Origin of the sequence: Flavobacterium sp. N502540 (assembly GCF_025947365.1) — a bacterium.
Lineage (GTDB): Bacteria > Bacteroidota > Bacteroidia > Flavobacteriales > Flavobacteriaceae > Flavobacterium.
Genome location: NZ_CP110012.1, coordinates 2,137,730 through 2,163,912 on the forward strand (window position 1 = coordinate 2,137,730; position 26,183 = coordinate 2,163,912).

At 35.1% G+C, this 26,183-nt stretch carries 25 protein-coding genes; 7 read left to right on the forward strand and 18 right to left on the reverse strand.

From position 1 onward, the window contains the following. The first annotated feature begins 89 nt into the window (after nt 1-89). Nucleotides 90-431: a heavy-metal-associated domain-containing protein gene (locus OLM58_RS09440; protein ID WP_264532090.1), complete on the forward strand. Its 342-nt coding sequence runs from the start codon at nt 90-92 to the stop codon at nt 429-431. Nucleotides 432-560: 129 nt separating this feature from the next. Then, nucleotides 561-1,241 carry a DedA family protein gene (locus OLM58_RS09445; protein ID WP_017494825.1) on the forward strand — a complete coding sequence of 227 codons (681 nt, stop codon included), beginning with the start codon at nt 561-563 and terminating at the stop codon, nt 1,239-1,241. A gap of 196 nt (nt 1,242-1,437) precedes the next feature. Here the strand turns inward: OLM58_RS09445 and rodA are convergent, their stop codons facing one another. From rodA to purH, 6 genes are all read right to left on the reverse strand, one after another. Next, complete coding sequence (rodA, locus tag OLM58_RS09450; RefSeq protein WP_070905914.1) at nt 1,438-2,673, reverse strand: rod shape-determining protein RodA; 1,236 nt, start codon at nt 2,671-2,673, stop codon at nt 1,438-1,440. Between the two features lie 15 nt (nt 2,674-2,688). Next, nucleotides 2,689-4,653, reverse strand: coding sequence for a penicillin-binding protein 2 (mrdA, locus tag OLM58_RS09455; protein WP_264532091.1), 1,965 nt, complete (start codon nt 4,651-4,653; stop codon nt 2,689-2,691). Then, entirely contained in the window at nt 4,650-5,156 is a 507-nt protein-coding gene (locus tag OLM58_RS09460; protein WP_264532092.1) for a rod shape-determining protein MreD, read from the reverse strand. Before OLM58_RS09460 ends, mrdA begins: the two co-directional genes overlap by 4 nt. Further along, a complete protein-coding gene (mreC, locus tag OLM58_RS09465; RefSeq protein ID WP_264532093.1) occupies nt 5,149-5,973 on the reverse strand; it encodes a rod shape-determining protein MreC in 825 nt (274 codons plus the stop codon). The genes OLM58_RS09460 and mreC overlap by 8 nt, the downstream gene beginning before the upstream one ends. Nucleotides 5,974-6,081: 108 nt before the next feature. Continuing rightward, entirely contained in the window at nt 6,082-7,110 is a 1,029-nt protein-coding gene (locus tag OLM58_RS09470) for a rod shape-determining protein (protein WP_017498379.1), read from the reverse strand. 54 nt (nt 7,111-7,164) lie between these two features. Then, the gene (gene purH, locus OLM58_RS09475) at nt 7,165-8,691 is read right to left on the reverse strand and encodes a bifunctional phosphoribosylaminoimidazolecarboxamide formyltransferase/IMP cyclohydrolase (protein WP_264532094.1); all 1,527 of its coding nucleotides are present in this window, start codon (nt 8,689-8,691) and stop codon (nt 7,165-7,167) included. Nucleotides 8,692-8,857: 166 nt separating this feature from the next. On the opposite strand from purH, the gene OLM58_RS09480 reads away from it, so the two are divergent. Then, on the forward strand, nt 8,858-10,105 hold the full coding sequence (locus OLM58_RS09480) for an ABC transporter permease (RefSeq protein WP_264532095.1): 1,248 nt from the start codon (nt 8,858-8,860) through the stop codon (nt 10,103-10,105). A 97-nt stretch (nt 10,106-10,202) separates the two neighbouring features. After that, nucleotides 10,203-11,249 (forward strand): NAD(P)-dependent alcohol dehydrogenase, encoded by a 1,047-nt coding sequence (locus tag OLM58_RS09485; protein WP_017498376.1) that lies wholly within the window; start codon nt 10,203-10,205, stop codon nt 11,247-11,249. Between the two features lie 250 nt (nt 11,250-11,499). Here the strand turns inward: OLM58_RS09485 and OLM58_RS09490 are convergent, their stop codons facing one another. From OLM58_RS09490 to OLM58_RS09505, 4 genes are all read right to left on the reverse strand, one after another. Then, nucleotides 11,500-11,868 (reverse strand): lipocalin-like domain-containing protein, encoded by a 369-nt coding sequence (locus OLM58_RS09490; protein WP_264532096.1) that lies wholly within the window; start codon nt 11,866-11,868, stop codon nt 11,500-11,502. A 452-nt stretch (nt 11,869-12,320) separates the two neighbouring features. Further along, on the reverse strand, nt 12,321-13,175 hold the full coding sequence (gene accD / locus OLM58_RS09495) for an acetyl-CoA carboxylase, carboxyltransferase subunit beta (protein WP_070905905.1): 855 nt from the start codon (nt 13,173-13,175) through the stop codon (nt 12,321-12,323). Between the two features lie 82 nt (nt 13,176-13,257). Next, nucleotides 13,258-14,325, reverse strand: a complete 1,068-nt coding sequence (gene fbaA / locus OLM58_RS09500) for a class II fructose-bisphosphate aldolase (protein WP_017498372.1) — start codon at nt 14,323-14,325, stop codon at nt 13,258-13,260. 58 nt (nt 14,326-14,383) lie between these two features. Next, complete coding sequence (locus OLM58_RS09505; protein WP_264532097.1) at nt 14,384-16,945, reverse strand: outer membrane protein assembly factor; 2,562 nt, start codon at nt 16,943-16,945, stop codon at nt 14,384-14,386. Nucleotides 16,946-16,982: 37 nt separating this feature from the next. Between OLM58_RS09505 and OLM58_RS09510 the strand changes: the two genes are divergently transcribed. Then, nucleotides 16,983-17,711 carry a TrmH family RNA methyltransferase gene (locus tag OLM58_RS09510; protein WP_264532098.1) on the forward strand — a complete coding sequence of 243 codons (729 nt, stop codon included), beginning with the start codon at nt 16,983-16,985 and terminating at the stop codon, nt 17,709-17,711. Nucleotides 17,712-17,720: 9 nt separating this feature from the next. On the opposite strand, the gene OLM58_RS09515 is transcribed toward OLM58_RS09510, so the two are convergent. The 4 genes from OLM58_RS09515 to OLM58_RS09530 all read right to left on the reverse strand — a co-directional run bounded on the left by OLM58_RS09515 (nt 17,721) and on the right by OLM58_RS09530 (nt 20,571). Beyond that, a complete protein-coding gene (locus OLM58_RS09515; protein ID WP_264532099.1) occupies nt 17,721-18,431 on the reverse strand; it encodes a porin family protein in 711 nt (236 codons plus the stop codon). 1 nt (nt 18,432) lies between these two features. Continuing rightward, entirely contained in the window at nt 18,433-19,164 is a 732-nt protein-coding gene (gene ubiE / locus OLM58_RS09520) for a bifunctional demethylmenaquinone methyltransferase/2-methoxy-6-polyprenyl-1,4-benzoquinol methylase UbiE (protein ID WP_017498368.1), read from the reverse strand. Between the two features lie 568 nt (nt 19,165-19,732). Further along, nucleotides 19,733-20,215: a dihydrofolate reductase gene (locus OLM58_RS09525; protein ID WP_264532100.1), complete on the reverse strand. Its 483-nt coding sequence runs from the start codon at nt 20,213-20,215 to the stop codon at nt 19,733-19,735. An 11-nt stretch (nt 20,216-20,226) separates the two neighbouring features. Further along, nucleotides 20,227-20,571 (reverse strand): 2TM domain-containing protein, encoded by a 345-nt coding sequence (locus tag OLM58_RS09530; protein ID WP_249966914.1) that lies wholly within the window; start codon nt 20,569-20,571, stop codon nt 20,227-20,229. 236 nt (nt 20,572-20,807) lie between these two features. On the opposite strand from OLM58_RS09530, the gene OLM58_RS09535 reads away from it, so the two are divergent. Beyond that, nucleotides 20,808-21,104, forward strand: a complete 297-nt coding sequence (locus OLM58_RS09535) for an isoamylase early set domain-containing protein (RefSeq protein ID WP_017498365.1) — start codon at nt 20,808-20,810, stop codon at nt 21,102-21,104. Nucleotides 21,105-21,144: 40 nt separating this feature from the next. Here OLM58_RS09535 and OLM58_RS09540 read toward each other — a convergent pair whose 3' ends face one another. The 4 genes from OLM58_RS09540 to OLM58_RS09555 form a co-directional block, all read right to left on the reverse strand. Continuing rightward, a complete protein-coding gene (locus tag OLM58_RS09540; protein ID WP_017498364.1) occupies nt 21,145-21,996 on the reverse strand; it encodes a thymidylate synthase in 852 nt (283 codons plus the stop codon). A gap of 116 nt (nt 21,997-22,112) precedes the next feature. Further along, nucleotides 22,113-22,736 (reverse strand): bifunctional nuclease family protein, encoded by a 624-nt coding sequence (locus OLM58_RS09545; RefSeq protein ID WP_202700656.1) that lies wholly within the window; start codon nt 22,734-22,736, stop codon nt 22,113-22,115. A 165-nt stretch (nt 22,737-22,901) separates the two neighbouring features. Further along, nucleotides 22,902-23,870, reverse strand: coding sequence for an electron transfer flavoprotein subunit alpha/FixB family protein (locus tag OLM58_RS09550; RefSeq protein ID WP_264532101.1), 969 nt, complete (start codon nt 23,868-23,870; stop codon nt 22,902-22,904). Nucleotides 23,871-23,945: 75 nt separating this feature from the next. Beyond that, nucleotides 23,946-24,692 (reverse strand): electron transfer flavoprotein subunit beta/FixA family protein, encoded by a 747-nt coding sequence (locus OLM58_RS09555; RefSeq protein ID WP_017498361.1) that lies wholly within the window; start codon nt 24,690-24,692, stop codon nt 23,946-23,948. Nucleotides 24,693-25,185: 493 nt separating this feature from the next. Here OLM58_RS09555 and OLM58_RS09560 point away from each other — a divergent pair, with 493 nt between their 5' ends. Then, nucleotides 25,186-26,163: a pyruvate dehydrogenase complex E1 component subunit beta gene (locus OLM58_RS09560; RefSeq protein ID WP_202700658.1), complete on the forward strand. Its 978-nt coding sequence runs from the start codon at nt 25,186-25,188 to the stop codon at nt 26,161-26,163. The last annotated feature ends 20 nt before the right edge of the window (nt 26,164-26,183 follow it).

Below are 26,183 nucleotides of genomic sequence, written 5' to 3' on the forward strand. Positions count from 1 at the left end.
AGTGAAATGTGGAAATTCAACCATCTTACATAAATCATCTCACATAAAACATCTAACATAAAAAAAAATAACATTAAATAATAAACAAGATGAATAGAATAATTTTAATTGCACTAGTAACTTTTTTAGGATTTTCAGCTCAGGCTCAAACTAAAAAGAACAAGAATTTAAAGTATACAACAGAAGTAAATGGTACTTGTGAGCAATGCAAAAAGCGTATTGAAAAAGCCGCTTTTAGTGTTCCTGGTGTAAAATCGGCGGTTTGGGATATTAACACGCATCAGCTTGCGGTGATTTTGAACGAAGAAAAATCATCTACGGCAGATTTAAATGCCGTTATTGCTAAGGTAGGGCATGATACTAAAGAGGTTAAAGCTACGGATGCTGATTATGATAATCTACATTCCTGCTGCAAATATGTAAGAGAATAAAAAACAAAAGAGCCCGGGTTTGTATCCGGGCTTTTAATAGTTAATTTATCTTTAAAATATGGCTTTTAATTGTGGTTGAAGCAAATTATTGTTAATTTCACCACCTTATAAATATAACCAAGCGCATTTATGAATAATTTTGATTGGACTCAATTAATCAACCCTGAATTTTATATAACATTAAGCATCGGAGGGGTTCAAATTGGTTTATTTATTGTTCTCTTTATAGTTTTTGCTGAAACAGGACTTTTTGCAGGATTTTTTCTCCCGGGAGACAGTTTACTTTTTTTAGCAGGCATTTACAGTCGTGACTTAATGCAGAATGTTGTTGATATACCAACAGATTTTCTTAATGTATTTATACTTTCGACTCTGGTTGCTATAATGGGAGTATTAGGAAATATGACCGGATATTGGTTTGGTGCCAAAAGCGGTTATTATTTGTTTAAAAAAGAAGATTCTTTTTGGTTCAAGAAAAAATATTTATTGCAATCAAAAGACTTCTTTGAGAAGTACGGTGGAAAAGCAATTATCTACGCACGTTTTCTTCCAATTTTCAGAACTTTCGCGCCTATTGTGGCAGGAATAGTTTCGATGGATAAAAAGAAATTCATGTTTTTTAATGTTCTAAGTTCTTTCTTATGGTCGTTTATACTGATCTTCGCCGGACACTATTTGTATGGAGTGTTTTTGAAAGAAGGAATAGATTTAAAACATCACATCGAATACATCATTATTATAATTGTTATCATATCTACATTTCCTGTATTGATAAAACTCTTTAAAAAGAGACCAAGCGAAAAGATATAATTCAAATAAAATCTATAAAAAAGTCCGAAGCAATTAAGTTTCGGACTTTTTTTATGTAATATGTTTTTCTTGTGAAATGTGAGTTGTGAAATATAGGATTTAAGAGAAACTTTAAACGTAAACCTTTGAATCGTTGAGTCTCTGAATAAAAAACTTAGCACCTTAGTACCTCAGAAGCTTAGTCTCTTTAAGAAAACTACCATTCATTTACCTTATTGGCATCCATTTTTAAGAAGATAAACAGTAAAATTGTGAATCCCCAGAGTCCGGAACCTCCATAAGAAAAGAAAGGCAGAGGAACCCCAATTGTTGGGAAAATTCCAATAACCATGGCAATGTTAACAAAGAAGTGTATAAACAAAATTCCGGCAACACAATACCCGTATACCCTGCTGAATTTTGTTTTTTGCCTTTCAGCCAGATAGATTACTCTCAGAAATAAACCGGCAAAAAGCAAGATTACTACTAAAGACCCTGCAAAACCCCATTCTTCTCCAACGGTTGTGAAGATGTAATCGGTGTGTTGTTCAGGAACGAATCCTCCTTTGGTTTGAGTCCCTTCAAGGAAACCTTTTCCAATCCATCCCCCGGATCCAATAGCAATTTCAGATTGATTAGTGTTGTATCCAATACCTTTCATATCAACACTTTTTCCTAATAAGATATTAAAACGGTCACGGTGGTGCTGTTTAAAAACATTATCGAAAACATAATCTACAGAGAAAACAAAAGCGGACATAACAGCTAAAAGAATACCGCTTAAGATAATATTTCTATCAACCACCCTGCCTTTGAAATGTATGATCGTCAAAACTCCTAAGGCAATTAAAATAACCACATAAGGTTCCAGAACGAGTGTTAATACAAATAATAGAATGGTAATGAATCCAGTCCATACATACCAGGATGGTAGTCCTTCTCTATACAGTACAATAATGAAAATACTATAAATTAAGGCGCTTCCCGGATCGGGTTGAGGTAAAATTAATAATACAGGTGAAAATACGATAGCCAAAGCTTGAAGCTGCCTGTTAGTGTCTTTCAGGTTGATTTGTGTGTCACTTAAATATTTGGCCAATGCCAATGAAGTGGCTGCCTTGGCAAACTCAGATGGCTGCAAAGTGAAGCTGCCAATAGCGTACCAACATCTTTGCCCGGCAATAGTTTTTCCAAATAAGAATAAACCGGCTAAGGACAATAGTGAAACGCCAAAAATAATAGTGGCGTATTTCTCGTAAAACTTTCCATCTACAAAAAGCACCACAAAAATCAGAGGAATGGTACATCCGATAAAGATTAATTGCTTTTGGTAAGTTCCTTCGGTTGATAATAAAGAGGAAGAATAGATGTTCAGCCACCCTAATATCACCAACGAAATGTAGATAAAAACGCTTATCCAGTCAATGTTATTTTTTACACTTTGATTTTTCATTTGAAATAATCTTTGTTAGTTCTTTTTAGTGGTGTCTGATACTGTTTTCTTAACTTCTGCTTTTGGTGTCACCGGTTTAACGGGAACAATTTTAGCTTTTAAAGTAGAATCTTTCGGTGTAGATTCAATGGCACTGGCTTCGTTCATACCGCCCAGTTTTGCATACTCGCTGGCTAAGCTTTTGTTTAAAACCCTTGTTTCTAAATCGGTCCTGGTGATTTTATGTCTCAGATATTTTTCGATCATTAAACTGGCAATCGGACCCGCAACGGTAGCTCCAAATCCTCCATTTTCAATCATAATTGCAATTGCAATTTTTGGATTATCCTTTGGTGCAAAAGCCACAAATATAGAGTGATCTTTAAGCTGTGTTCTTTTGCCGTTAATTTTTGCAAAATTTTCCGCAGTACCTGTTTTTCCACAAATATCAATACCTTCTACCCGAAGTGCGTAAGCTGTTCCTTTGTTATACACATCAAACAAACCACTTATAACTGGCGGAAAATATTTTTGGTCAATTGTGGTAACATGTTTAGTGGTGAATTTTGCATCAATTTTCTTTCCTTCGATCTTTTTAATGATGTGAGGGGTATAATAGTATCCCTGATTGGCGACAGTTGCCATCATATTGGCTAGTTGAATAGGAGTCATTAGAACTTCTCCCTGACCAATAGCATTCGATACGATGGTTGTGCTTCTCCAGCCTCCGTTAGGATAAATTCTTTTATATGTTTTTGATGTTGGGATATTTCCTCTCTTACCTGTTGGAAGGTCATAGCCCATAAATTGTCCCAAGCCGAAACTTTTAATGTGATCGCTCCATACATCTACCGCCTTAGCAGGATTGTTGTATTTGTTAATGGTTAGCATGTAAGATTGTGCAAAATAGGTATTACAGGAATTGTAAATCCCATTGTGTAATTGATGAGGACCAAAACCGTGACATTTCATAAAACGGCCTCTACCATAGCTAAATCCATGGTGACACATAAAAGTGGTTTGCTCGTTGATAACGCCTTCCTGTAAAGCAACCAGACCGGTAAGAATTTTAAACGGAGAACCGGGAGGGTACTCTGCTAAAAGTCCTCTGTCGTATAATGGTTTTGCAATCGAATCGTGATATAAAAGGGTGTAATTTTTAGATCGTTGTCTTCCAACTAAAATTCCCGGATCATAAGAAGGAGCAGTTACTAATGCCAAAATCTCCCCACTTTTAGGTTCGATAGCCACAATTCCTCCTCTTTTATTGATCATTAACTCTTCTCCGTATTTTTGAAGTTCGGCATCGATTGTTAAATTGATGTCTTCTCCCGCTACGGCGATAGTATCGTATTTGCCCTCTTTGTAAGAGCCAATTTCCCTATTGTATTTGTCTTTCTGAATGTATTTTACACCTTTAATACCTCTAAGGATGTCTTCGTAGCTTTCTTCAACACCTTGCTTTCCAATTAAATCTCCACTATTGTAGTAAGGGTTTTTGGCAATCTGTCGTTCGTTTACCTGTGTGATAAAGCCAAAGATGTTGGCGCCGTAATCTACTTCATAGTCACGAAGAGAACGCTTTTGGAAATAAAAGCCTTCATATTTTCGAATTTTTTCCTGAAAAGCGGCGAATTCATTTTTGTTTAGCTGTGCTAGAAATACCGAAGGCAATCTTGGGCTGTATACCTTGGCCTTGGCAATTCTTTTATCGTATTCTTCTCTGGTAATGTTTAATAAAGTACAGAATTCAGGAATATTAAGGTCTTCTTTGATTTCTCTTGGAATCACCATGATGTCATAAGAAGCCTGATTGGCAACCAATAATTTTCCATGTCGATCATAAATATAACCTCTTTCTGGATAGTCATACTTTTTCTTTATGGCATTATTTTCGGATTTTAACTTAAACGAATCATCGATAATCTGCAAATAAAAGATCCTGATCACTAGCAAGGATGCTGCAATAATAATTAAAGAGGGCAGCAAAACTTTTCTCATCGTTTATTAGGCTTAATAAGGTAAATTATGATAATTGAGGTGATTATGGTAAAGATCGAACTAAATAAAGTTCGAAGCAAAACGTCGAGAATAAATTTAAACTGAAAAGCTTCGAGAATAAATAACACGATGTGGTGTAATACAACAGAAACTAAAATAAATGAAAATCGTTCTGGGGTTAAGGAATCATTCAGTTTAATAGTTTGATATTCATAACTAAGTCCAAACGAGAATTTAAAGATATAAGGTCTGTAATAAGCCAGTACAAGACATGCTGCTGCATGAATTCCTCCCGAATTACAAAACATGTCCATAATAATTCCAAGTAAGAAGCTGGATGCAATCAAACCTGTTCGGTTGCTGTTTACCGGATACAAAATAATGTACAAGATATATGGGAAGGGACTTATGTACCCTAAAAAATTCATATTATTGAAAATAACAACCTGAATTGCTAGTAACATAATAAATCGAAAAATATTGAGTAACAAAGCGCTATTCATTTTTCTCCTTGTTTTCTAAATTAATAAGTTCTTCTCTGTCCTTGCTCTTGATGATGTATACGTGTCCCAAGTTGGTCATATCGTTAAACAGTTTAACATTTATGACGTAGTAACTTGTGTTTTTCTCAATATAAATCTTGTCAACTGTTCCAATGTTGATTCCTTCAGGGAAAATTACCGATTGTCCTCCGGTTACGATGGTGTCGCCTTTTCTGATGGAAGCTAATCTCGGAACATCTTTTAACTGTGCAAATCCGGTGCTTTTACCGTCCCAGGTCAATGATCCAAAATGATTTGACTTTTTAATCTTGGCATTGATTTGAGATTTTGTATTCAAAATACTTACGACAGTCGCATATCTTGGTGATGTGTCATCAATAATACCAATAATTCCTAAGCTATTGATTACCCCCATATCAGGTTTAACGCCGTCATTTGATCCCGAGTTAAGCGTGATGAAATTTTCGTGTGTGTTATAGGAGTTGTGAATTACTTTTGAAACAATAATATCCGCAGGTTTAACTCCTTTTACACTGTCTGCCAAAGGTAGTTTTGTGGTGTCTTGTTTGTTGAATAATAGACTTTTTAATCTTGCGTTTTCAAGTACAAGTTCGTCATTTTCAGTTCTTAAATTCAAATATTCATTTACGCGATTGATTCTTTCATAAACACCTCCGCTTAGAAAATTGGCCGAACTGATTATTTTGCTTCTGTGGTAAGAATGAGACTGAACTGTGAGTGCCAACGAAATACCTAAAAGCAGCAAAAACAGCAATCGATTACTGTTTCTTATAATGAAATTAAAAATTTGCTGCATTTCTTGTGTGGTTATTTTGTTTCAGGATATGCTTTTGGTTTCAAATTTAATCAGAGCCAAATGTTTAAATTTGGCTCCGAGAAAATATATTGATTGTTATTATGGATCTTATTTGATTAAGATACTTTTGAACTTTGTAATGTTTTTAAGTGCCATTCCGGTTCCACGAACAACAGCTCTTAACGGGTCTTCAGCAATATAAACAGGTAAATCTGTTTTTTGCGAAATACGTTTGTCAAGACCTCTTAACATCGATCCACCACCAGCTAAATAAATACCTGTGTTGTAGATATCGGCTGCTAATTCCGGCGGAGTCTGAGATAATGTTTCCATTACCGCATCTTCAATACGCTGAATCGATTTGTCAAGTGCTTTTGCTATTTCACGGTAAGAAACATCTACTTGTTTTGGTTTCCCTGTAAGTAAGTCTCTACCCTGAACAGACATGTCTTCCGGTGGTCCGTCTAAATCTTCGATTGCGGCACCAATTTGAATTTTTATTTTCTCTGCTGTACTTTCTCCAACAAAAAGGTTGTGTTGAGTACGCATATAATAAACAATATCATTTGTGAAAACGTCACCTGCAATTTTCACAGATTTGTCACATACAATTCCACCTAATGCGATAACGGCAATTTCTGTAGTACCACCTCCAATATCAACAATCATGTTTCCTTTTGGCTGCATGATATCGATACCAATACCAATCGCTGCTGCCATTGGCTCGTGAATTAAGTAAACTTCTTTTCCGTTTACTCTCTCACAAGATTCTTTTACCGCTCTCATCTCCACTTCGGTAATACCGGATGGAATACAAACCACCATTCTTAAAGCCGGAGTGAACATGCGTTTTTTTAATGCCGGAATACTTTTGATGAACATGTTGATCATCTTTTCCGAAGCATCAAAATCAGCAATTACACCGTCTTTCAAAGGCCTTATGGTCTTGATGTTTTCATGCGTTTTACCTTGCATCATATTGGCTTCCTTACCAACAGCAATGATTTTGCCTGATATTCTATCACGTGCAACGATCGATGGACTATCAATAACAACTTTATCATTATGAATGATTAAAGTGTTTGCGGTACCAAGGTCTATCGCAATATCCTCGGTCATGAAATCAAAAAATCCCATAAGTTTTTTAGGGGTTTAAAATGTTATAAATTATTTTGAACAAAGTTAAACAAATTAATGTTTAAAATGACGTGTTCCCGTAAATACCATTGCAAGATTGTTTTCATTGCAATAATTTATGCTTAATTCGTCTTTTATTGAGCCTCCTGGCTGAATAACAGCAGTTATTCCTGCTTTTTTGGCTAATTCTACACAATCCGGAAATGGAAAAAATGCATCACTTGCCATCGAAGCACCGGTTAAATCAAATCCAAAAGCTTTTGCTTTGTCAACTGCTTGAACTAAAGCGTCAACTCTTGAAGTCTGACCTGTTCCTGACGAAATTAATGTTCCGTTTTTAGCAAATACGATTGTATTTGATTTGGTGTTTTTACAAATTTTTGAAGCAAATATCAAATCTTCTATTTCTTCAGCTGTAGGCTCAGTAATAGTAACGGTTTTTAAATGCTCTTTAGTATCTGTAATATTATTTCTGTCCTGAATTAACAATCCGTTAAGACATGTTCTTACTTGTCTTGTTGGTAATTCAACTTCATTTTGAATTAAAATGATTCTGTTTTTCTTTTCTTGTAGTATTGTAATTGCCTCTTCGTCATAACTTGGAGCGATTACCACTTCACAGAACAATTTGTTGATTTCTTCTGCTGTTGCTACATCAATTTTAGTATTTGCAATCAAAACTCCGCCAAAAGCAGATGTTGGATCACAAGCAAGCGCTGCTAAATAAGCTTCACTAATTGTTTTTCTCGAAGCTAAACCACAAGCGTTATTGTGTTTTAAAATGGCAAATGTTGGGCCGTCAGTTTTGAACTCATTAATTAAGTTTACTGCCGCATCAACATCTAATAAGTTGTTGTATGATAATTCTTTTCCGTGAACTTTTTTGAACATAGCATCAAAATCGCCAAAGAAGAATCCTTTTTGATGAGGGTTTTCACCGTATCTTAAAACCTGACCATCTGCAATACTTTCTTTGTAAATGGTTTCGTCAGTGTTGAAATAGTTAAAAATAGCTCCGTCGTAGTGAGAGGAAACGTGGAATGCTTTGGTTGCTAATAATCTTCTGTTTTCAAGAGTAGTTGCACCATTTTGCTCTGTAATCAAATCTAAAAGCAGGCTGTATTCATTTACCGAAGCAACAATTACAGTGTCTTTGAAATTTTTTGCACCGGCACGGATTAGTGAAATTCCGCCAATGTCAATTTTTTCAATAATATCCTGCTCACTTGCACCTGAGGCAACTGTTTTTTCAAACGGATACAAATCAACAATTACTAAATCAATCTGAGGGATATCAAATTCTTTCATTTGTCGAACGTCGCTTTCGTTATCCTGACGGTTCAAAATTCCACCAAAGATTTTCGGGTGAAGTGTTTTTACTCTTCCTCCAAGAATTTCAGGGAAAGAAGTAATGTCTTCAACAGGAACAACAGGAATACCAAGGTTTTTTATGAAATCTTCGGTTCCTCCGGTCGAGTAAAGTGTTACATTTTGTTCGTGTAATTTTCTAACGATTGGCTCTAAACCGTCTTTTGAAAAAACAGAGATTAATGCCGATTGTATTGTTTTAGTTGTGCTCATCGTGTAGTTATGATTTTTGAGACTGCAAAAGTAGTTTTTTTATATATTACTTTAAAGAAAATTAATGTAACATTATGCTAAAAAAATCTACTGATGAGTAAGTTAACTTTTATTAGGTTTTTGATTTTAAATTATTGAATTTTACTTTATTGAAAAATACGACTATATGCTTGTTTATCTAAGATTATTAAAAGAAAGTTTGGGTTTTGCCGTAAATGCGCTGCGAAATAATAAACTGCGAACGTTGTTGTCGTTATTAGGGGTTACGATCGGAATTTTTTCGATTATTGCTGTTTTGGCGGCAGTTGATTCTTTAGATCGTAAAATTTCTAAAGATTTGAGCAGCTTAGATAAAAATACGATTTATTTAATGAAGTTTAGTTTTGGACCTTCTGAAATTCCGCAATGGAAAAGAGATCAGTTTCCAAATGTGAAATACGATGAGTATGTAGGATTGAAAAATTCATTGACCAATACGGATCAGGTGGCGTATCAGCTTTTTGTAAAACATGAAAGTTTAAAATACGATTCAAAAACCGTAAGTGATGTAAATATTATCCCTTCATCGAATGAAATTGTAGATATTGAAGGAATAAGTTTTGATAAAGGGAGATTTTATACCGAATCTGAGTCGAATTCGGGTGCGGCTGTTATTGTTTTGGGTTACGAAATTGCTGAAGGGCTCTTCGGCACAAGTGATCCCATTGGGAAGAGTATCCGCTTGTACGGACAACGTTTTAATGTAATTGGTGTAATTGCAAAACAAGGAGCAGGTTTTTTTGGAGACAGTAATGATACATCGGTTTATTTGCCGGCTAATTTTTTACGCCGAATGTATGGTGATAGTGATGCTATGACACCTGTAATTGTTGTAAAGCCTGTAAAAGGGATAGATATGGATGCTTATAAGGCACAGGTGGCACAAAAAATAAGAGCTATTCGTGGTATGAAAGCCGGAGAAATAGATAATTTCTTTATTAATGTACTTTCCGGATTTACCGATTTTATAGATGGAATTTTAGGACAGATGAATGTTGTGGGATGGATTATCAGTGGATTTTCTCTTTTAGTAGGTGGTTTCGGAATTGCCAATATTATGTTCGTATCTGTAAAAGAAAGAACCAATTTAATCGGAATTCAGAAATCATTAGGTGCTAAAAACCGATTCATTTTATTTCAGTTTTTGTTTGAAGCAGTAATTCTTTCTGTTATCGGCGGAATAATTGGCTTAGTAATGGTTTGGGGAATTGCACTAGTCTTAACAAAAGTGCTTGATTTTGAATTTGTTCTTAGTTTCGGGAATATAGTTTTAGGAACTACTCTCGCCGCATTTATCGGTCTAATTTCGGGAATATTGCCGGCAATCTCCGCTGCAAATCTGGATCCGGTGGAAGCCATTCGAACCGGGATGTAGGCGTTCTGTTAAAAAAATCAATTTTTAACCGTTATTATTTTGGCCTTACTGTTGAATTTTATCGTAATTTTAATACCCTAACTTAAAAAGCGATACGATGATACCAGTTAAAGCTTATGCAGCCTATGATGCTGTTAATCCGTTAAAACCCTACACGTTTGAAAGAAAAGAGGTGGGTGCCCATCAGGTTCAGATCGAAATTTTGTACAGTGGTGTATGCCATTCAGATATTCATACCGCAAAAGGGGATTGGGGGCCTGTAAATTACCCTTTAGTTCCCGGTCACGAAATTGTAGGCCGAATTGTAGCTGTTGGAAGCGAAGTTTCTAAGTTTAAAATTGGAGAGCTGGCAGGAGTGGGGTGCTTTGTAGATTCCTGCAGAGTGTGTCCAAGCTGTCAGTCTGGTGAAGAGCAATTTTGTGACGAAGGAATGACCGGAACTTACAATGGTGTAGAGAGAGGAACGGATATTCCGACCAAGGGAGGATATTCAACCAGTATTATTGTAGATGAAAGTTATACACTTCACGTTTCTGAGAAACTCGATATCAAAGGAGTTGCTCCGTTATTATGTGCCGGAATTACTACCTATTCGCCTTTGCGTTATTTAAAAGTGGGTAAAGGACATAAAGTTGGAGTTTTAGGACTTGGGGGATTAGGTCATATGGCTGTGAAATTTGCAGTTTCTTTTGGTGCCGAAGTTACGATGTTAAGTCACTCTCCTTCAAAAGAAGCCGATGCTAAAAAGTTAGGCGCGCATCATTTTGCTTTAACCTCAAATCCGGAAACAATGGAGTCGCTTGCCAATAGTTTCGATTTTATTCTGAATACAGTTTCTGCCAAACACGATCATAACGCCTATTTGAATTTGTTAACGACAAACGGAACCATGATTGTAGTAGGCGCTCCGCCGGCACCTGCCGAAATTCCTGTTTTTACTTTAATCATGAAAAGAAGAAGTATTATTGGAAGCTTGATTGGAGGAATCAGAGAGACTCAGGAAATGCTGGATTACTGCGCCGAGCATAATATAACTTCTGATGTTGAGATCATCGATATGGGGTATATTAATGAAGCTTACGACCGAATGAATAAAAGCGATGTGAAGTATCGTTTTGTGATTGATATGGCTTCTTTGAAGTAGCTAAGGTTCTTAGGGGCTAAGATTCTGAGTTTTTAGCAGCTGTTTTTCTTGATCTATAGGTTCCGGTAGCTTTGTTTTGACATGTCGCTCCGTTGGAGCTTTTGCTTGGATTGAATATTTTTGGCTATAGATATAATGCTCCTTCAGAGCTTAGTGGTATAAAAAAAAGTCTGTAAAGTTTGTTTTAGAGCTTTGCAGACTTTTGTTTTATTGAATCTTGTGTGTGGTTTAGGTAAGGATTTTTATCCTGTTAGTTGTCTGCCTTTTTGTATTCTAAAGTTCCAAGTTGATCTTGGGTAATAACACGTTTTTGACTGTCGAAGTATTCAATTTGAAATTTTACAGGCATTAAATCAACAGTAATGGTTAAGATATCATTGTTCTTAGAAAGTTTCCATTTACCGTTGATGCTTTTGTCTCCTACGATTCCTGTAAATTTTCCATCTTCATTAAAGACCTGAAACACCTGATCACTCTTGAATTTTTCTTTTATATCTTTCTCTGTTCCATTTTTACTAAGCTTTACCAGTTGCCATTTTCCAATAAGTTCTTTTGACGTTTGTGCCTGAATGGAGAGTGAAGCTAACATAATTAGTGCTAAAAAAACAATTTTTTTCATAAGGTTACAAATTTAAAGTTGAATTTTGAGGAATTAATTAGTTTTGGTAAAAATACAATTTTTCAGACAAATATTGTTTAATCATTATCATTACAAGTTAAGAAAAATTCCGTAGGAATGAAATATTGGTAGAAAAATGAGATTACAGATCGATAAAAGTTCCGTAGGAATGATATATTTTGGGCAACGGAATTTATTGTTTTGAAGTTAAAGTTAAGGTTACACACCAATAAAAATTCCGTAGGAATGAAATATCGGTAGAAAAATGAGATTACAGATCGATAAAAATTCCGTAGGAATGATATATTTTGTAGCAACGGAATTTATTCCGTTGAATATGATAAATTGCGAATTCAAGAGTTCCAGAGGAACGGCACATTTAATTCTACACAAACGAAAAAAAAATCCCAAGAAAATTTCCTTGGGATTTTGTGTATTTAGTAGTTTAAAAGCTATCTAATTTCGTTATTCTGAATTAAATCGATATACAAGTTAATCTTGTCTTTCAATTCTTTTCTTGGCGTGATAAAGTCAAGGAAACCATGCTCTAATAAGAACTCGGCAGTTTGGAAACCTTCCGGTAAATCTTTTCCGGTGGTGTCACGTACTACACGCGGACCAGCGAAACCAATCAATGCGCCTGGCTCAGAAATGTTGATATCTCCTAACATAGCGTATGATGCAGTTGTTCCTCCGGTTGTTGGATCTGTACAAAGAGAGATGTAAGGTAATTTGGCTTCGGCTAATTGCGCTAATTTTACAGATGTTTTAGCCAACTGCATTAACGAATAAGCTGCTTCCATCATACGTGCTCCTCCTGATTTTGAGATCATTACAAAAGGCAGTTTGTTTTTGATAGCGTGATCAATACCTCTGGCAATTTTTTCACCTACAACAGCTCCCATAGACCCCCCGATAAAGGCAAAATCCATACAGCAAATTACAAGTTCTTTTCCTTTAGATTTCCCCACTCCGGTACGCACAGCGTCTTTTAGGTGAGTTTTTTCCATAACGTCTTTCAGTCGTTCTGCATATTTTTTTGTATCCACAAAATGCAGAGGATCTTTAGAAGTCATGTTTTTATCTAATTCAACGAACTCATTGTTGTCGAATAAAATTTCAAAATAGGTTGCGCTTCCAATTCGAACATGAAAATCATCTTCAGGGCTTACAAATAAGTTTCGGGCTAATTCGTCAGCATCAATAATTTTTCCTGTTGGAGATTTGTACCACAATCCTTTCGGAACGTCCATCTTATCTTCTGTAGCGGTCGTAATCCCTTTTTCCTGTCTTTTAAACCAAGCCATATTGAGTATTTTTTTTGTTTCAGATTTCGGGTTTCAAGTTGCGAAACCTGAAACTTGAAACCGGAAACTTTCAACTTTTTTATTATAATGTATTTACGTTATTCAAGTCTGCAAAAGCTTGCTCAAGTCTTGTGTTGAACGTTACTTCGCTTTCACGTACCCATTTTCTTGGGTCATAATATTTTTTGTTCGGAACATCAGCACCTTCTGGGTTACCAATTTGAGTTTTTAAATAGTCAATGTTTTTAACCATATAATCACGAATTCCTTCTGTATATGCAAATTGCAAATCGGTATCGATATTCATTTTGATTACTCCGTATCCAATTGCTTCTCTGATTTCTTCAAGTGTAGAACCTGAACCTCCGTGGAAAACAAAATCTACCGGATTATGACCAGTGTTGAATTTGTTTTGAACGAAATCCTGAGAATTTTTTAAGATTTTCGGAGTTAATTTTACGTTTCCTGGTTTGTAAACACCGTGAACGTTTCCAAAGGCGGCAGCAATTGTAAATTTAGGGCTTATTTTAGATAATTCTTCATAAGCATAAGCTACTTCTTCCGGCTGCGTATATAATTTTGAACTGTCAACGTCAGAGTTGTCAACACCATCTTCTTCACCACCTGTAATACCAAGTTCGATTTCTAATGTCATTCCCATTTTGCTCATTCTTGCCAGGTATTCTTTGCAGATTTCGATGTTTTCTTCGATTGGCTCCTCAGATAAGTCAATCATGTGAGAACTGTATAATGGTTTTCCTGTTTCTGCAAAATGTTTTTCAGAAGCATCTAATAAACCATCAATCCAAGGTAATAATTTTTTTGCACAGTGGTCTGTATGAAGAATTACAGTTGCTCCGTAAGCTTCTGCCAAAGTATGAATATGTTTTGCTCCGGCGATTCCACCAGCGATTGCTGCTTTTTCACCTGCATTAGATAATCCTTTTCCAGCGTTAAACTGTGCTCCTCCGTTTGAAAATTGAATGATAACCGGTGCATTTAATTTTGCTGCAGTTTCAAGAACCCCATTGATTGTGCTTGAACCAGTAACATTTACTGCAGGTAATGCAAATCCTTTTTCTTTCGCATAGTTAAAGATCTCCTGAACCTGATCTCCCGTAGCTACTCCCGGTTTAATATTGTGTGCCATTGTAATTTTTTTTAGTTGTTTTTAGTTTTTAGGTTGCAAAAATAAGAATTAATTAGCATTAGAATGGATAATTTATTCCAAAATTTAAAACCGAGTGCCCAAAATTGTATTCTTTAAACCAGCGATCTCCCTTCTCATGTGCTGGGTTATAGGTCTTAAAGCCCATATCTAAACGAATAACAAAAAAGCTTAAATCATAGCGTAAACCAAATCCGGTACCCAGTGCAATTTCAGCTAAATCGTTTACGCCAGAGAATTTTGCCTTCTCTTCAGTGACATTATCGAGCACATTCCAGATATTTCCGGCATCTGCAAAGATGGCTCCTTTAACACTGCCAAAAATTTTAAAACGAAATTCGGCACTCATTGCAATTTTCATATTGGCCTCGTTAAAATCATTTGCAGCATCTGTACTTCCTGGTCCCAAAGCATAGGGCTGCCATGCGCGGTTATCATTTGAGCCTCCTGCATAATAACTTCGTGAAAAGGGAATGTAGTTTGAGTTTCCAAATGGAATTGCAATTCCAAAAAAGCTTCGTACTGCCAATACTTTTTCTTTTCCAAAATCCCAGTGTTTGATATAATCAAATTCGGTTTTGATGTATTCTGAGTATTCGAGATTGAAAATTTCGTAATTACCGTTTGTGTTTTTCTGAAATTTTCCAATACTTGAAATGGCCGATAACAAGGTGCCAGCCGATTCTATTTTGGTTTTAAACTGATAGAAGTTATTATCAGCAAGATCTTTTTTTGTGGTTTTGGTAAAGGTATAACTTGTAGATAGAATAAAGTCATTTTCTGTTAGACGAACTCTTCTTTCTTCAATGCTTTTTACATCTTTATACTCAGGATCATCGGAGACTAAAACTGTCCTGTTTTTAAGGACATCGTCTGTAAAGCCTTTTGTCCCGTCAGGAATAGTAAGTTTTTTGCTGATAAGGTCGTCAAAGTATAAAGGGTTTTGATTGTATATTGTACCAATATTGTTCAATTTTTTATAGGCGGAAGTGTATACTCTAAAGTAGTTGTCCGGATTTAAATTTCTTACGAATTGTGCATTAAGCAATTCGAATTTTGCCGTATTACCTCGTTTCGGAGACCAGTTATAAGCAATTCCTCCTGTGAAATTTTCTTTGTCCAGTCCAATATTTCTTTGTTTAGAGAAACCTCCGGCAATACTGGTAGAAGGAATCATTCTTTTAGGAATAATTTTTTCTGTTCCGAAAGGCAGTAGAATTCTCGGAAAATTTAGCTTTAAATCGACACCATATTCTGAAACGTTAAAGAAATTGTTGTTGGGATTCGCCATATCTCTTGAGGATCCAAGATTTAAGCGCGTAGAAATTTCCAAAGTTTCGGCTCTGTTAAAAACGTTACGAATAGTTTCGGAAATACTGGCTCCAATACCAAAATCCTGAATATTAGAATGTGTAACGTCAAAAGTAGCTCCAAAACTATATTTTTTTCTTGGAGTAAGATAAACATTGGCAATTAAGGACTGCGCAGTTGAGTCGCGTTTGTCAACTGTATACTGAATAGACGGGTAATTGAAAATTTTCAGATTGTTGAGATATCTTGAAGAAAGAGTAGTTCTGGTGTCTGAAAAAGTACTTCCCTTGGTGATAAAAACCGCATCGGTAATGGCTCGTGGTTTGTATTTTAGTTTTTTGTAACTGTATAGATTAAAGTTGTTGTAGGTGGTACTGTCTGTGATTTTATTTTTTGCATTTGCTGCAGAATAATCAGTGTAGATGTTGACATCACTAATTTTGTATAGTTTAAAAGGTTCTGTTCTGCTTGAATCTCTTCCTTGGATGTTATTGTTGTTTACAATCAAAGTTACATTGGCTTTGTCTTTTTTACCAATAGTATCAATATCAAAAGTTACATAAGTAGGTTGAAAATAATAGGCCCCGTGGTTTCTAAAGTAGGTGGTAAGACGATTTTTTTCTTCTTCAAAATCTACGGTTTTATATTGTTTTCCTGATTTTAAAACCGATGGGTCAGTATTAACTTTGTATAATGAGTCTAATGCAGGAGTCATTATTTTCGTTTTGATAGTGTCTAAAGTATAAGCAGGTCCGGTTGTGATATTGTAGTTTATTTTGGCTTTTTTTCGGCCAATACTATCAATGTTATAATCTGTTGCAACTTTAAAAAAGCCATTGTTAAAGTAATAATATTTTAGACGTAAAAGCGTTTTCTTTGTTTTCGCAGTATCAATAATTACCGGAGCTTCACCGGTGCTTTTCAGAAATTCATGAATACCTTTGTACATAAAGGATTGTCCCAGACGATCAACTTGTTTTGCAGATAAAAGTTTTGACTGGCGTTCGTACAAACCCGGATTGTTTTTGAATTTAGCTTTATAGGTTGAATCCGGATTTAAATTGGCAAGGTTATATAAATTCAAACGAAGACGATATCCTAATAAGGTACCATTCGGTTTTTGGTACATTTGATTGAAGGCCGTTTCGTCGTTAGTGGACTTTCCATTTACAAGAATAGTATTTTTAACAAGAAGGTTTTTTCCATCAGGAACTCTTTTTACAGCATCACAAGCGCAAATAAATATTGCTATTAGGATAAATGCTATTATTTTTGTGGAATTCTTTTTCAAGTGTTCTTAAATATTTAATTCAAAAGTACATTATTTTATGGTTAGTAAAAACCAAATAAAACTTATCTCAGGTTTACATCAAAAAAAACAACGTTTTGCAAATCAATTGTTTTTCGCCGAAGGAGTAAAAGTAATTCAAGAATTGTTGCAATCCAATTTTGAATTAGAGCATTTATATACGACTCTAAATGATTTTGAAGAGGTTCATTCTTCAAAGCGAACGCTGATTTATGAGCAGGAACTTAAAAAAATAAGTGCTTTGTCTACTCCTAATTCCTGTTTGGCGGTTTTTAAAATTCCTGCCGAAAATAAAATAATCGATTCGGGCTTAATTTTGGCTTTAGACGATATTCGTGATCCCGGAAATTTAGGAACCATTTTGCGCCTTTGTGACTGGTTTGGAATCAAGCAAATTGTTTGCTCAAAAGAAACCGTCGATATTTACAATCCAAAGGTGGTGCAGGCAACCATGGGTTCTATTACCAGAGTAAATGTTAATTATGTTGATCTCGAAACGTTTATTGCTCAAACAAAATTAGCTGTATTTGGAACTTTTATGGATGGCGAAAACATTTATAAAACCGTTCTTCCTCAGGATGGAATCATTATCATGGGTAATGAAGCCAACGGGATTTCATCAGAAATAGAAAAAATGGTTACAAGCCGACTCACCATTCCAAGATTTGGAGAGCTGCAAAAAACAGAAAGTTTAAATGTAGCTACCGCAACAGCAATTATTCTTAGTGAGTTTAAACGAAATAGTTAAGTATTTGTTTTAATGAAAAGTAAAATTTATTAAAATAGCTCTTGATTTCATAGAATCGATATTGTCAGTCCAGGGGCTAGGTCCGTTTGCCGGATTATCACGAATTAATTCGTTTGAAATTCCAAACATTCCCCGAATAGAAGGAGAGAAGATAAAATACTCAGAGAAAATGTCTATTCCAAAACCTAGCTCATAAGCGGTAGTCCATTGTTTTACTCTGAATTTCCCTTCGAAGTTATCGTCTTTTGATTTAGCATTGCTGGATAGATTAAGTGTCGAAGATATTCCGCCAACTAAATAAGGACGGATGTTTCCGGTACGCAATGCCGAGAATTTTAAGAGTAAAGGAAAGTGGATATACGTACTGTTTACTTCTCTAAGATAGTCTTTTTGCAAAGGCAAATTTGGGTAGTACAAGTCACGTTTGGTATAGTACAATCCTGGTTCAAAACGAAGATTAATATATTCCTGTAGTCTTAAATCAGCTACAACACCAACATTAAATCCGGTAGTCTTTTTTGTCTGAACATCCGGACCAGGAGATTTGTAGTCAAACTTAAAGTCAAAACTGTTAAACCCAAGGTAATAACCGAAATACAGGCGTTGTTTTTGCCAGTTTTCAAGATTAATGATAGGATCTTTGCTGAACATGCTTTTAGCAAATTGCGAATATCCTTGTGTCGATATGACTAATAGAAGTAAGACTACAATTTTTTTCATACTATTTTTTAGAGGCAGAATAAATGGTTGCAACACCAAAAGTTTGAGGCATTGCTACAACATCTATAAACCCAATTTTTCTTAAAATATTGTTCAGAGCTTCTCCGTAAGGGAAAACCGCAGCAGATTCAGATAAATAACCATAGGCTGAATTATCTTTAGAAAAGAGTTTTCCTATAATGGGAAGGATGTTTTTGCTGTAAAATTTATAGCCTTGTTTGTATGGTGTTTTATCCGGAACCGAGGTTTCCAGAATTACAAAAACTCCATTTGGTTTTAAAACCCTTAGAATTTCTGCAAATCCTTTTTCCAGGTTTTCGAAATTTCGAACGCCAAATCCAACCGTTATGGCATCGAAATAATTGTCTTCAAAAGGGATTTTCTCAGAATCTCCCAAAACTAAATCTATAGTATTGGATAATCCTTTTGCCTGAACTTTTTTCTTTCCTACTTCAAGCATACCGGCTGAAATATCTAGGCCGATAATTTTTTCAGCATTGGTCTGTGACATTAATATGGCAAGATCACCGGTTCCGGTTGCAATGTCAAGAATGATTTTTGGTTTTGTATCCGAAACAATTTTGAGTACTTTTTTTCGCCACTTGGTGTCAATTCCAAATGAGATCACACGATTTAAATTATCATAGTTGCCGGAGATGTTGTCAAACATTTGGGCAACTTGCTCTTTTTTACCTAAAGAAGAGTCTTTATATGGAGTTATTTTTTCAGACATTATTTTAATTTACGCAAATATAATACAATCTGTCTTAACTGTATTGGGTTTTTTATTTTGTGCTTTAAATGTTTTAAAAGTAAGGGTTTAATTGATGTCGAATGTCAAATTTTGAGCATCACCAAAAATGGTTACTTTAAAAAAATCACTAAAAGTGGGTATTGTGGAGTGATGGATTTATGTGCACTTTTGTCATAGTAATAATGATGAAGTTTAAAAGATTGATCGTTATAAATGGCTTAAAGTAACGGAGTATTATTTTTGCACTTGTACTTAAGTTTGTCAGGAAAGAAGTTAAAGAAGTGTTGTTTTGGGGTCAATACTCTATTTTTAAAAGTGTGAAATACGTTCTTAGGATTAAATTTGTTTTTGGAAATTTGCCTTTAATATCTTAGTGGTATTTGTTATTAAAGGCGTACCTTGAGATTATATCTCAACAAACAGTGTTATTTAATTATTTCAAATGTTATTCTTAACATTTGTTATTTTATCAAAACTATTTCCTGAGTGAGTCCATTTAGAAGATCAGTCATTTTTGAAAAACATCCTCCAAAAGAGGATGTTTTTTTTATTTTCTGATATAAGTTTCGTAAGTATAATCGTAAAGATGTTTTTCGTCTTTAAAGTTTTCTTCTGATTCTACAAGCTGCCATTCCGTTTCATTGATTATAGGAAAGAAAGTATCTGCTTCAAAAGTATGATGTACTTTGGTAACTTCAATAATATCGGTATAGGGCAAACCAAGATTGTAGATTTCACCACCTCCAATAATATAGGAGTCTTCGTTTTCAGGACATACGGCTATCGCTTTTTCGATAGAATCAACAACAATACAACCTTCCGGTTGATAATCATTCTGACGTGTTATTACAACGTGTACTCTGTTAGGTAAAGGTTTAGGGAAGCTCTCAAAGGTTTTTCTTCCCATAATAATATGATGGTTGGTAGTAAGCGATTTAAATCTTTTAAAATCATTTGGTAAATGCCAAACTAAATCATTGTTCTTTCCCAGTGCGTTATTTTCGGCAACAGCCGCTATCATTATAATCATGGCATTCTAAACTAAATTTTATTTTCAGAATCTTCATTTACTTTCGATTCTAGCTGACTAATTCTCTTTTGTTGCAAAGCAACAAGCCGATCAATTTGTTCTCTTTCCCATTTTTTGTTCATGAACCGATCTGTGATGTATACTTTTATAAAATGCAGAATAAAGATAAAAAGCCAGATTGTTATGGCCCAAATACACCAATCTTGTCCGCTGGTGGCTCCCAGACCAAAGAATCGATTGGCGATAAATAAAAATAAACTTCCTAGAATAAAAAGTACAAAATGAAAATAAAGGACCTTCTTTTGTCTGATTCTTCTTCTGGCATATTCGTATTGTTCGTGTACTTCCTTTTCCATAAGATATAAATGAGGTCATAAAGTTAAAATTTATTTTGTAATGACCCATTTAGATAGAGGAATATTTCTCTTAAAGTGATTTAATGTTTTGAAATCCAAAATTTTACATGGATTTATTTGTAGAAAGCAAAAAAAATATGAAGTGTTTTTGATATAATCACAAAACGATTGTAGGGGTGTGGAGAGTTCAGTTGAATTTATGTAATTTAGTCTATGAATCTAAAAATTAAATAGTTATGTCTTTAAAGAAACAGTTTGTAAAAACAAGACCGGTGTGTAAAGTCACCTTTACAATAGATGCAAAAGATGCAAATTCGGCGGCAGTTGTTGGGGATTTTAACAATTGGAATCCCGAGGAAGGAATTTTAAGTAAATTGAAAAATGGAACTTTTAAAGCAACTTACGATTTGGTGAAAGACGCGATTTACGAATTTAAATACGTAGTCGACGGAGTGTATGAAAACGATCCTGAGGCGGATTCGTACAAGTGGAATGATTATGCCGGAAGCGAAAACAGCGTGCTGGTAGTATAAAAAAATCCGCTTAAAATTTTAAGCGGATTTTTTTTATGTTTTATACAGCAACACTTCCTTTTATACCGGCATGCGGTTCGTAATCTAAAAGCGTGAAGTCATTGTAATCAAAGTCGAAAATGTTTTTAATCTCCGGATTTAAAACCATCTTAGGTAACGGTTTCGGCTCGCGTGTAAGCTGCAGTTCTAATTGCTCAAAATGATTGTTGTAAATGTGTGCGTCTCCAAATGTGTGAATGAATTCTCCCGGCTCCAAGTCGCAAACCTGTGCAATCATCAAGGTTAATAAAGCGTAAGAAGCGATGTTAAACGGAACTCCCAAAAATATATCGGCACTTCGCTGGTACAGTTGGCAGGAAAGTTTTCCTTTTGTTTCTCCTTTTTCGGTGTCAGGACTTGTGACATAAAATTGAAAGAAAGCATGACAAGGAGGTAAAGCCGCTTTGTTATTGGCTACATTCTCTTCAAATGATTTTTTAGTATCCGGCAAGACCGAAGGATTCCATGCTGAAACCAGCATTCTTCGACTGTTTGGATTTGTTTTTAGCTCGGTAATCAATTCAGAGATCTGATCAATTTCTTCGCTGTTCCAATTGCGCCACTGATGTCCGTAAACAGGACCTAAATCACCATTAGAGTCTGCCCAGGCATCCCAAATTTTTACACCGTTTTCCTGAAGGTATTTTACGTTGGTGTCTCCTTTTAAGAACCAAAGCAATTCATATATAATTGATTTTAGGTGTAGTTTTTTGGTGGTAACCATTGGGAAACCTTCACTTAAATCAAATCTCATTTGGTAACCAAAAACACTTTTGGTTCCCGTTCCTGTTCTGTCTCCTTTTTGGCAGCCGTTGTCTAAAACGTGTCGTACCAAATCTAAGTATTGCTTCATGGTGCTTTAAGCTTTAGGCTTTAAGCTTTAGGCTTTATCCTAAATACTTATAGCTTGTTTTTTATGTTTTGCGCTTTAAGCTTATAGCCTAAAGCTTACGGCTTACAGCCTTAGAATTATCTTTTTGAAATTTCGTCTCGAATTTTAGCTGCTTTTTCGTAATCTTCCTGAGAAACAGCCTGGTCTAAAAGTTCGTTTAGTTCCTGTAAGCTATGTTTTGAATAGATATCTCCAGATTGATTGCTTTCCTCTTCACGTCCAAAAGTTTCCGGATTCGAAAGTACATCATCGATTTCCTGAGATCCCTGATCGGTTTCTGCTGTATTCGATTTTAAATAAATTCCGGCTTTGTCCAGAATGTTTTTATAAGTAAAAATCGGAGCATTAAAACGTAAAGCCAATGCAATAGCATCAGAAGTTCTGGCATCAATAATTTCTTCGATTTTGTCTCTTTCGCAGATTAAACTGGAATAAAAAACACCATCCACAAGTTTGTGAATAATAACTTGTTTTACGACTATATCAAATCTTTCAGCGAAGTTTCTGAATAAATCGTGCGTTAACGGACGCGGAGGTTTAATTTCTTTTTCCAGAGCAATAGCGATCGATTGTGCTTCAAAAGCACCAATAACGATAGGCAATTTTCTTTCGCCATCAACTTCATTCAAAATTAAGGCATAAGCGCCATTTTGAGTTTGACTGTATGAAATTCCTTTTATGGATAATTTTACTAGACTCATATATATGGATAAAAAAGGGCAATTATTGCCTCATTTTGATACTTTTTTTGATTGAAAAATAAAGGTGCAATTTTAATCAAAAAATATGGAACAAAAAAGCTACCTAAAACAAAGATACGATTATCTTGTTTTTAGGTAGCTATATTTTTAAAGAGAATTTTTAAATTAAGAATGTTGTGCTTTAAAGGCTTTTAATTTCTCAATTAATTGCGGAACAATTTCGAAAGCATCTCCAACTACTCCGTAATCAGCTACTTTAAAGAAAGGAGCCTCAGGGTCGTTGTTGATTACAACTTTTACTTTTGAGGAGTTGATACCTGCAATGTGCTGAATAGCACCTGAAATTCCTATTGCGATGTATAAATTAGTGGCAACCGGTTTTCCAGTTTGTCCAACGTGTTCACTGTGAGGTCTCCATCCTAAGTCGGAAACTGGTTTAGAACAAGCTGTTGCAGCACCTAATACTGCAGCAAGATCTTCAACTAATCCCCAGTTTTCAGGACCTTTTAATCCGCGTCCGCCAGAAACTACAACGTCAGCATCAGCGATAGAAACTTTTCCGGTTACTTTTTCTACAGATTCTACTTTTACTCCAAAATCATTGTCTCCAATTGTTGGGTTGAAATCTTCTTCAGCAGCAGATCCTGCGCTTTCGAAAATTCCGTAAGAGTTTTTAGCCAAACCAAGAACTTTTACATCAGTAGTGATTTCAGTAATATTGAAAGCTTTGTTAGAGAAAGCATTTCTTTTTACCTGAAAAGGAGAAGTGCTTACTGGTAATCCAACTACATTTGAAGCGAAACCAGCATTTAAGGCTACAGCTACTAATGAAGAAAGGTAAATACTGTCTGTTGTAGAAGAAAGTAAAACTACTTTTGTTGCTTCTTTTTCGGCGGCTTGTTTGATTACATCGGCATAAGCCTTAGCAGTAAAACCGGCTAATTTATCGTTGTTTACTTTTAATACTTTATCAACTCCGTATTTTGATAATTCGCTAACATCACTAATGTTTACGGTTAAAGCGGTAACAGTTGTTCCTAAAGTTTCGGCTACTTTTTTAGCGTAAGAAGCTAGTTCAAAAGCAACTTTTTTAAATTTTCCTTCTGCAGATTCTGCATATATTAATATTGACATAATTTTTTGTTTAGAAGTTTAAAGTTTCAGGTTTCAAGTTGATGTAAACTGAAAACTGCAACTGAATACTGATTACTAGATTACTTTAGCCTCGTTGTGTAATAAATTGATTAATTCATCTAAATTATCAGGAGAAACTAATTTTACTGCTGATTTAGGAGCTGGTTTTTCAAATTTTACCGCTTTTGTATTTACTGGGGCATCAACTGGTTCCAAAATAGTTAAAGCTTTTGTTCTTGCTGTCATGATTCCTCTCATGTTTGGAATACGTAAGTCTTTTTCTTCAACAAGACCCTTTTGACCACCAATGATTAAAGGTAAAGTAGTGCTTACAGTTTCTTTTCCACCATCGATTTCACGAACTGCTTTTACATTGCTGCCTTCAACAGTGATCGAAGTACAAGAATTTAAAAAGTTAGAACCTAAGATTCCGGCAATCATCCCAGGAACCATTCCGCCATTATAATCTAAAGATTCTTTTCCGGCAATTACTAAATCATAACCACCATTTTTAATTACTTCAGCCAATTGTTTTGCAACAAAAAAACCATCAGTTGGGTTAGCATTTACACGAATTGCTTCGTTTGCGCCAATTGCCAAAGCTTTACGTAAAGTAGGTTCAGTATCAGGTCCTCCAACATTTACAACCGTTACAGTTGCACCTTGTTGCTCCTGAAACCAGATTGCACGTGTTAGACCAAACTCGTCATTAGGATTAATTACATATTGAACACCGTTGGTATCGAATTCTGAGTCACCATTGGAGAAGTTAATTTTTGAAGTAGTATCAGGCACATGGCTGATGCAAACTAATATTTTCATAAGTATATATTTTGATAAATTATAAAACGCTTCCACAAATTTAGAAATTAAAATTGAAATAATATACTATGCATGCATAATATTTTTTAAAAACTATTACGTTTTCGCAGATTATGGAATAAGGAAGGTCGTTCGTCGTTATTGAATATTGATAATACATTGATGTTTCCTGATTCTTAGGGATTTTGCAAAACAGGGGTTGCTCGAACTGTTAAATTTGTTGTCGATTTATACTATAATTTCGATTGATACGTTAGATAGTAAGAATTTTACCGAAGGAGAGCCTAAGTTTAAAGAGGGAAGTTGGGTTGAAAAGAAGTTTTTAAGTGATAAAGTGATAATTACATCGATTTCGTAATTGTCACAATAAATTTTAAAAAGTTAAAAGCGCAGGAGCGACGGAAGTTCGTGTGATTTTAAATTCAATTTATGCTTTTAAGTGATTTAAAATATTTATTTTTGCTCTTCAGAAAATTCAACATACAATATAAATATGAGAACAATACAATTTAGAGAGGCCATTTGTGAAGCGATGAGCGAAGAAATGCGTCACGATGAATCCATATATTTAATGGGAGAAGAAGTTGCAGAATACAATGGAGCTTACAAAGCTTCAAAAGGAATGCTTGCTGAGTTTGGTGAAAAAAGAGTAATCGATACTCCAATTGCTGAGCTTGGTTTTACAGGAATTGCAGTAGGATCAGCAATGAATGGCTGTCGTCCTATTGTTGAGTATATGACTTTCAACTTTTGTTTAGTAGGTATTGATCAAATTATAAATAATGCTGCTAAAATGCGTCAAATGACAGGTGGACAATTTAATGTGCCTATCGTTTTTCGTGGACCAACTGCTTCTGCAGGTCAGTTAGGAGCAACTCACTCTCAAGCTTTAGAAAACTGGTTTGCTAATACTCCGGGACTTAAAGTGGTTGTACCTTCAACTCCTTACGATGCAAAAGGACTTTTGAAATCTGCTATTCGTGATAATGATCCTGTAATTTTTATGGAATCTGAGCAAATGTATGGTGACAAAGGTGAGGTGCCGGACGGAGAATATACAATTCCATTAGGAGTTGCCGATATTAAACGTGAAGGAAAAGATGTTACAATTGTTTCTTTTGGTAAAATTATTAAAGAAGCTTTTATTGCTGCTGATGAATTGGCTAAAGAAGGAATCTCTTGTGAGATTATTGACTTAAGAACAGTTCGTCCAATGGATAAAGAAACTATTCTTGCTTCGGTAAGAAAAACAAACCGTTTAGTAGTTTTAGAAGAAGCTTGGCCATTTGCAAGTATTTCATCTGAGATTACTTACATCGTTCAGGAACAGGCATTCGATTTTCTTGATGCGCCAATTCAGCGTATTACGACTGCCGATGCACCTGCACCATATTCCCCTGTTTTACTAAAAGATTGGTTGCCTAATGCAGGTGATGTAGTAAAAGCAGTAAAAAAAGTAATGTACAAATAGTAAATTAAACGATACTTATA

Excerpts from the sequence above, each read along its gene's own strand:
- OLM58_RS09440 (WP_264532090.1), top strand. The coding sequence starts at position 90 with ATGAATAGAATAATTTTAATTGCACTAGTAACTTTTTTAGGATTTTCA.
- OLM58_RS09445 (WP_017494825.1), top strand. The coding sequence starts at position 561 with ATGAATAATTTTGATTGGACTCAATTAATCAACCCTGAATTTTATATA.
- rodA (WP_070905914.1), bottom strand. The coding sequence starts at position 2,673 with ATGAAAAATCAAAGTGTAAAAAATAACATTGACTGGATAAGCGTTTTT.
- mrdA (WP_264532091.1), bottom strand. The coding sequence starts at position 4,653 with ATGAGAAAAGTTTTGCTGCCCTCTTTAATTATTATTGCAGCATCCTTG.
- OLM58_RS09460 (WP_264532092.1), bottom strand. The coding sequence starts at position 5,156 with ATGAATAGCGCTTTGTTACTCAATATTTTTCGATTTATTATGTTACTA.
- mreC (WP_264532093.1), bottom strand. The coding sequence starts at position 5,973 with ATGCAGCAAATTTTTAATTTCATTATAAGAAACAGTAATCGATTGCTG.
- OLM58_RS09470 (WP_017498379.1), bottom strand. The coding sequence starts at position 7,110 with ATGGGATTTTTTGATTTCATGACCGAGGATATTGCGATAGACCTTGGT.
- purH (WP_264532094.1), bottom strand. The coding sequence starts at position 8,691 with ATGAGCACAACTAAAACAATACAATCGGCATTAATCTCTGTTTTTTCA.
- OLM58_RS09480 (WP_264532095.1), top strand. The coding sequence starts at position 8,858 with ATGCTTGTTTATCTAAGATTATTAAAAGAAAGTTTGGGTTTTGCCGTA.
- OLM58_RS09485 (WP_017498376.1), top strand. The coding sequence starts at position 10,203 with ATGATACCAGTTAAAGCTTATGCAGCCTATGATGCTGTTAATCCGTTA.
- OLM58_RS09490 (WP_264532096.1), bottom strand. The coding sequence starts at position 11,868 with ATGAAAAAAATTGTTTTTTTAGCACTAATTATGTTAGCTTCACTCTCC.
- accD (WP_070905905.1), bottom strand. The coding sequence starts at position 13,175 with ATGGCTTGGTTTAAAAGACAGGAAAAAGGGATTACGACCGCTACAGAA.
- fbaA (WP_017498372.1), bottom strand. The coding sequence starts at position 14,325 with ATGGCACACAATATTAAACCGGGAGTAGCTACGGGAGATCAGGTTCAG.
- OLM58_RS09510 (WP_264532098.1), top strand. The coding sequence starts at position 16,983 with ATGGTTAGTAAAAACCAAATAAAACTTATCTCAGGTTTACATCAAAAA.
- OLM58_RS09515 (WP_264532099.1), bottom strand. The coding sequence starts at position 18,431 with ATGAAAAAAATTGTAGTCTTACTTCTATTAGTCATATCGACACAAGGA.
- ubiE (WP_017498368.1), bottom strand. The coding sequence starts at position 19,164 with ATGTCTGAAAAAATAACTCCATATAAAGACTCTTCTTTAGGTAAAAAA.
- OLM58_RS09525 (WP_264532100.1), bottom strand. The coding sequence starts at position 20,215 with ATGATTATAATGATAGCGGCTGTTGCCGAAAATAACGCACTGGGAAAG.
- OLM58_RS09530 (WP_249966914.1), bottom strand. The coding sequence starts at position 20,571 with ATGGAAAAGGAAGTACACGAACAATACGAATATGCCAGAAGAAGAATC.
- OLM58_RS09535 (WP_017498365.1), top strand. The coding sequence starts at position 20,808 with ATGTCTTTAAAGAAACAGTTTGTAAAAACAAGACCGGTGTGTAAAGTC.
- OLM58_RS09540 (WP_017498364.1), bottom strand. The coding sequence starts at position 21,996 with ATGAAGCAATACTTAGATTTGGTACGACACGTTTTAGACAACGGCTGC.
- OLM58_RS09545 (WP_202700656.1), bottom strand. The coding sequence starts at position 22,736 with ATGAGTCTAGTAAAATTATCCATAAAAGGAATTTCATACAGTCAAACT.
- OLM58_RS09550 (WP_264532101.1), bottom strand. The coding sequence starts at position 23,870 with ATGTCAATATTAATATATGCAGAATCTGCAGAAGGAAAATTTAAAAAA.
- OLM58_RS09555 (WP_017498361.1), bottom strand. The coding sequence starts at position 24,692 with ATGAAAATATTAGTTTGCATCAGCCATGTGCCTGATACTACTTCAAAA.
- OLM58_RS09560 (WP_202700658.1), top strand. The coding sequence starts at position 25,186 with ATGAGAACAATACAATTTAGAGAGGCCATTTGTGAAGCGATGAGCGAA.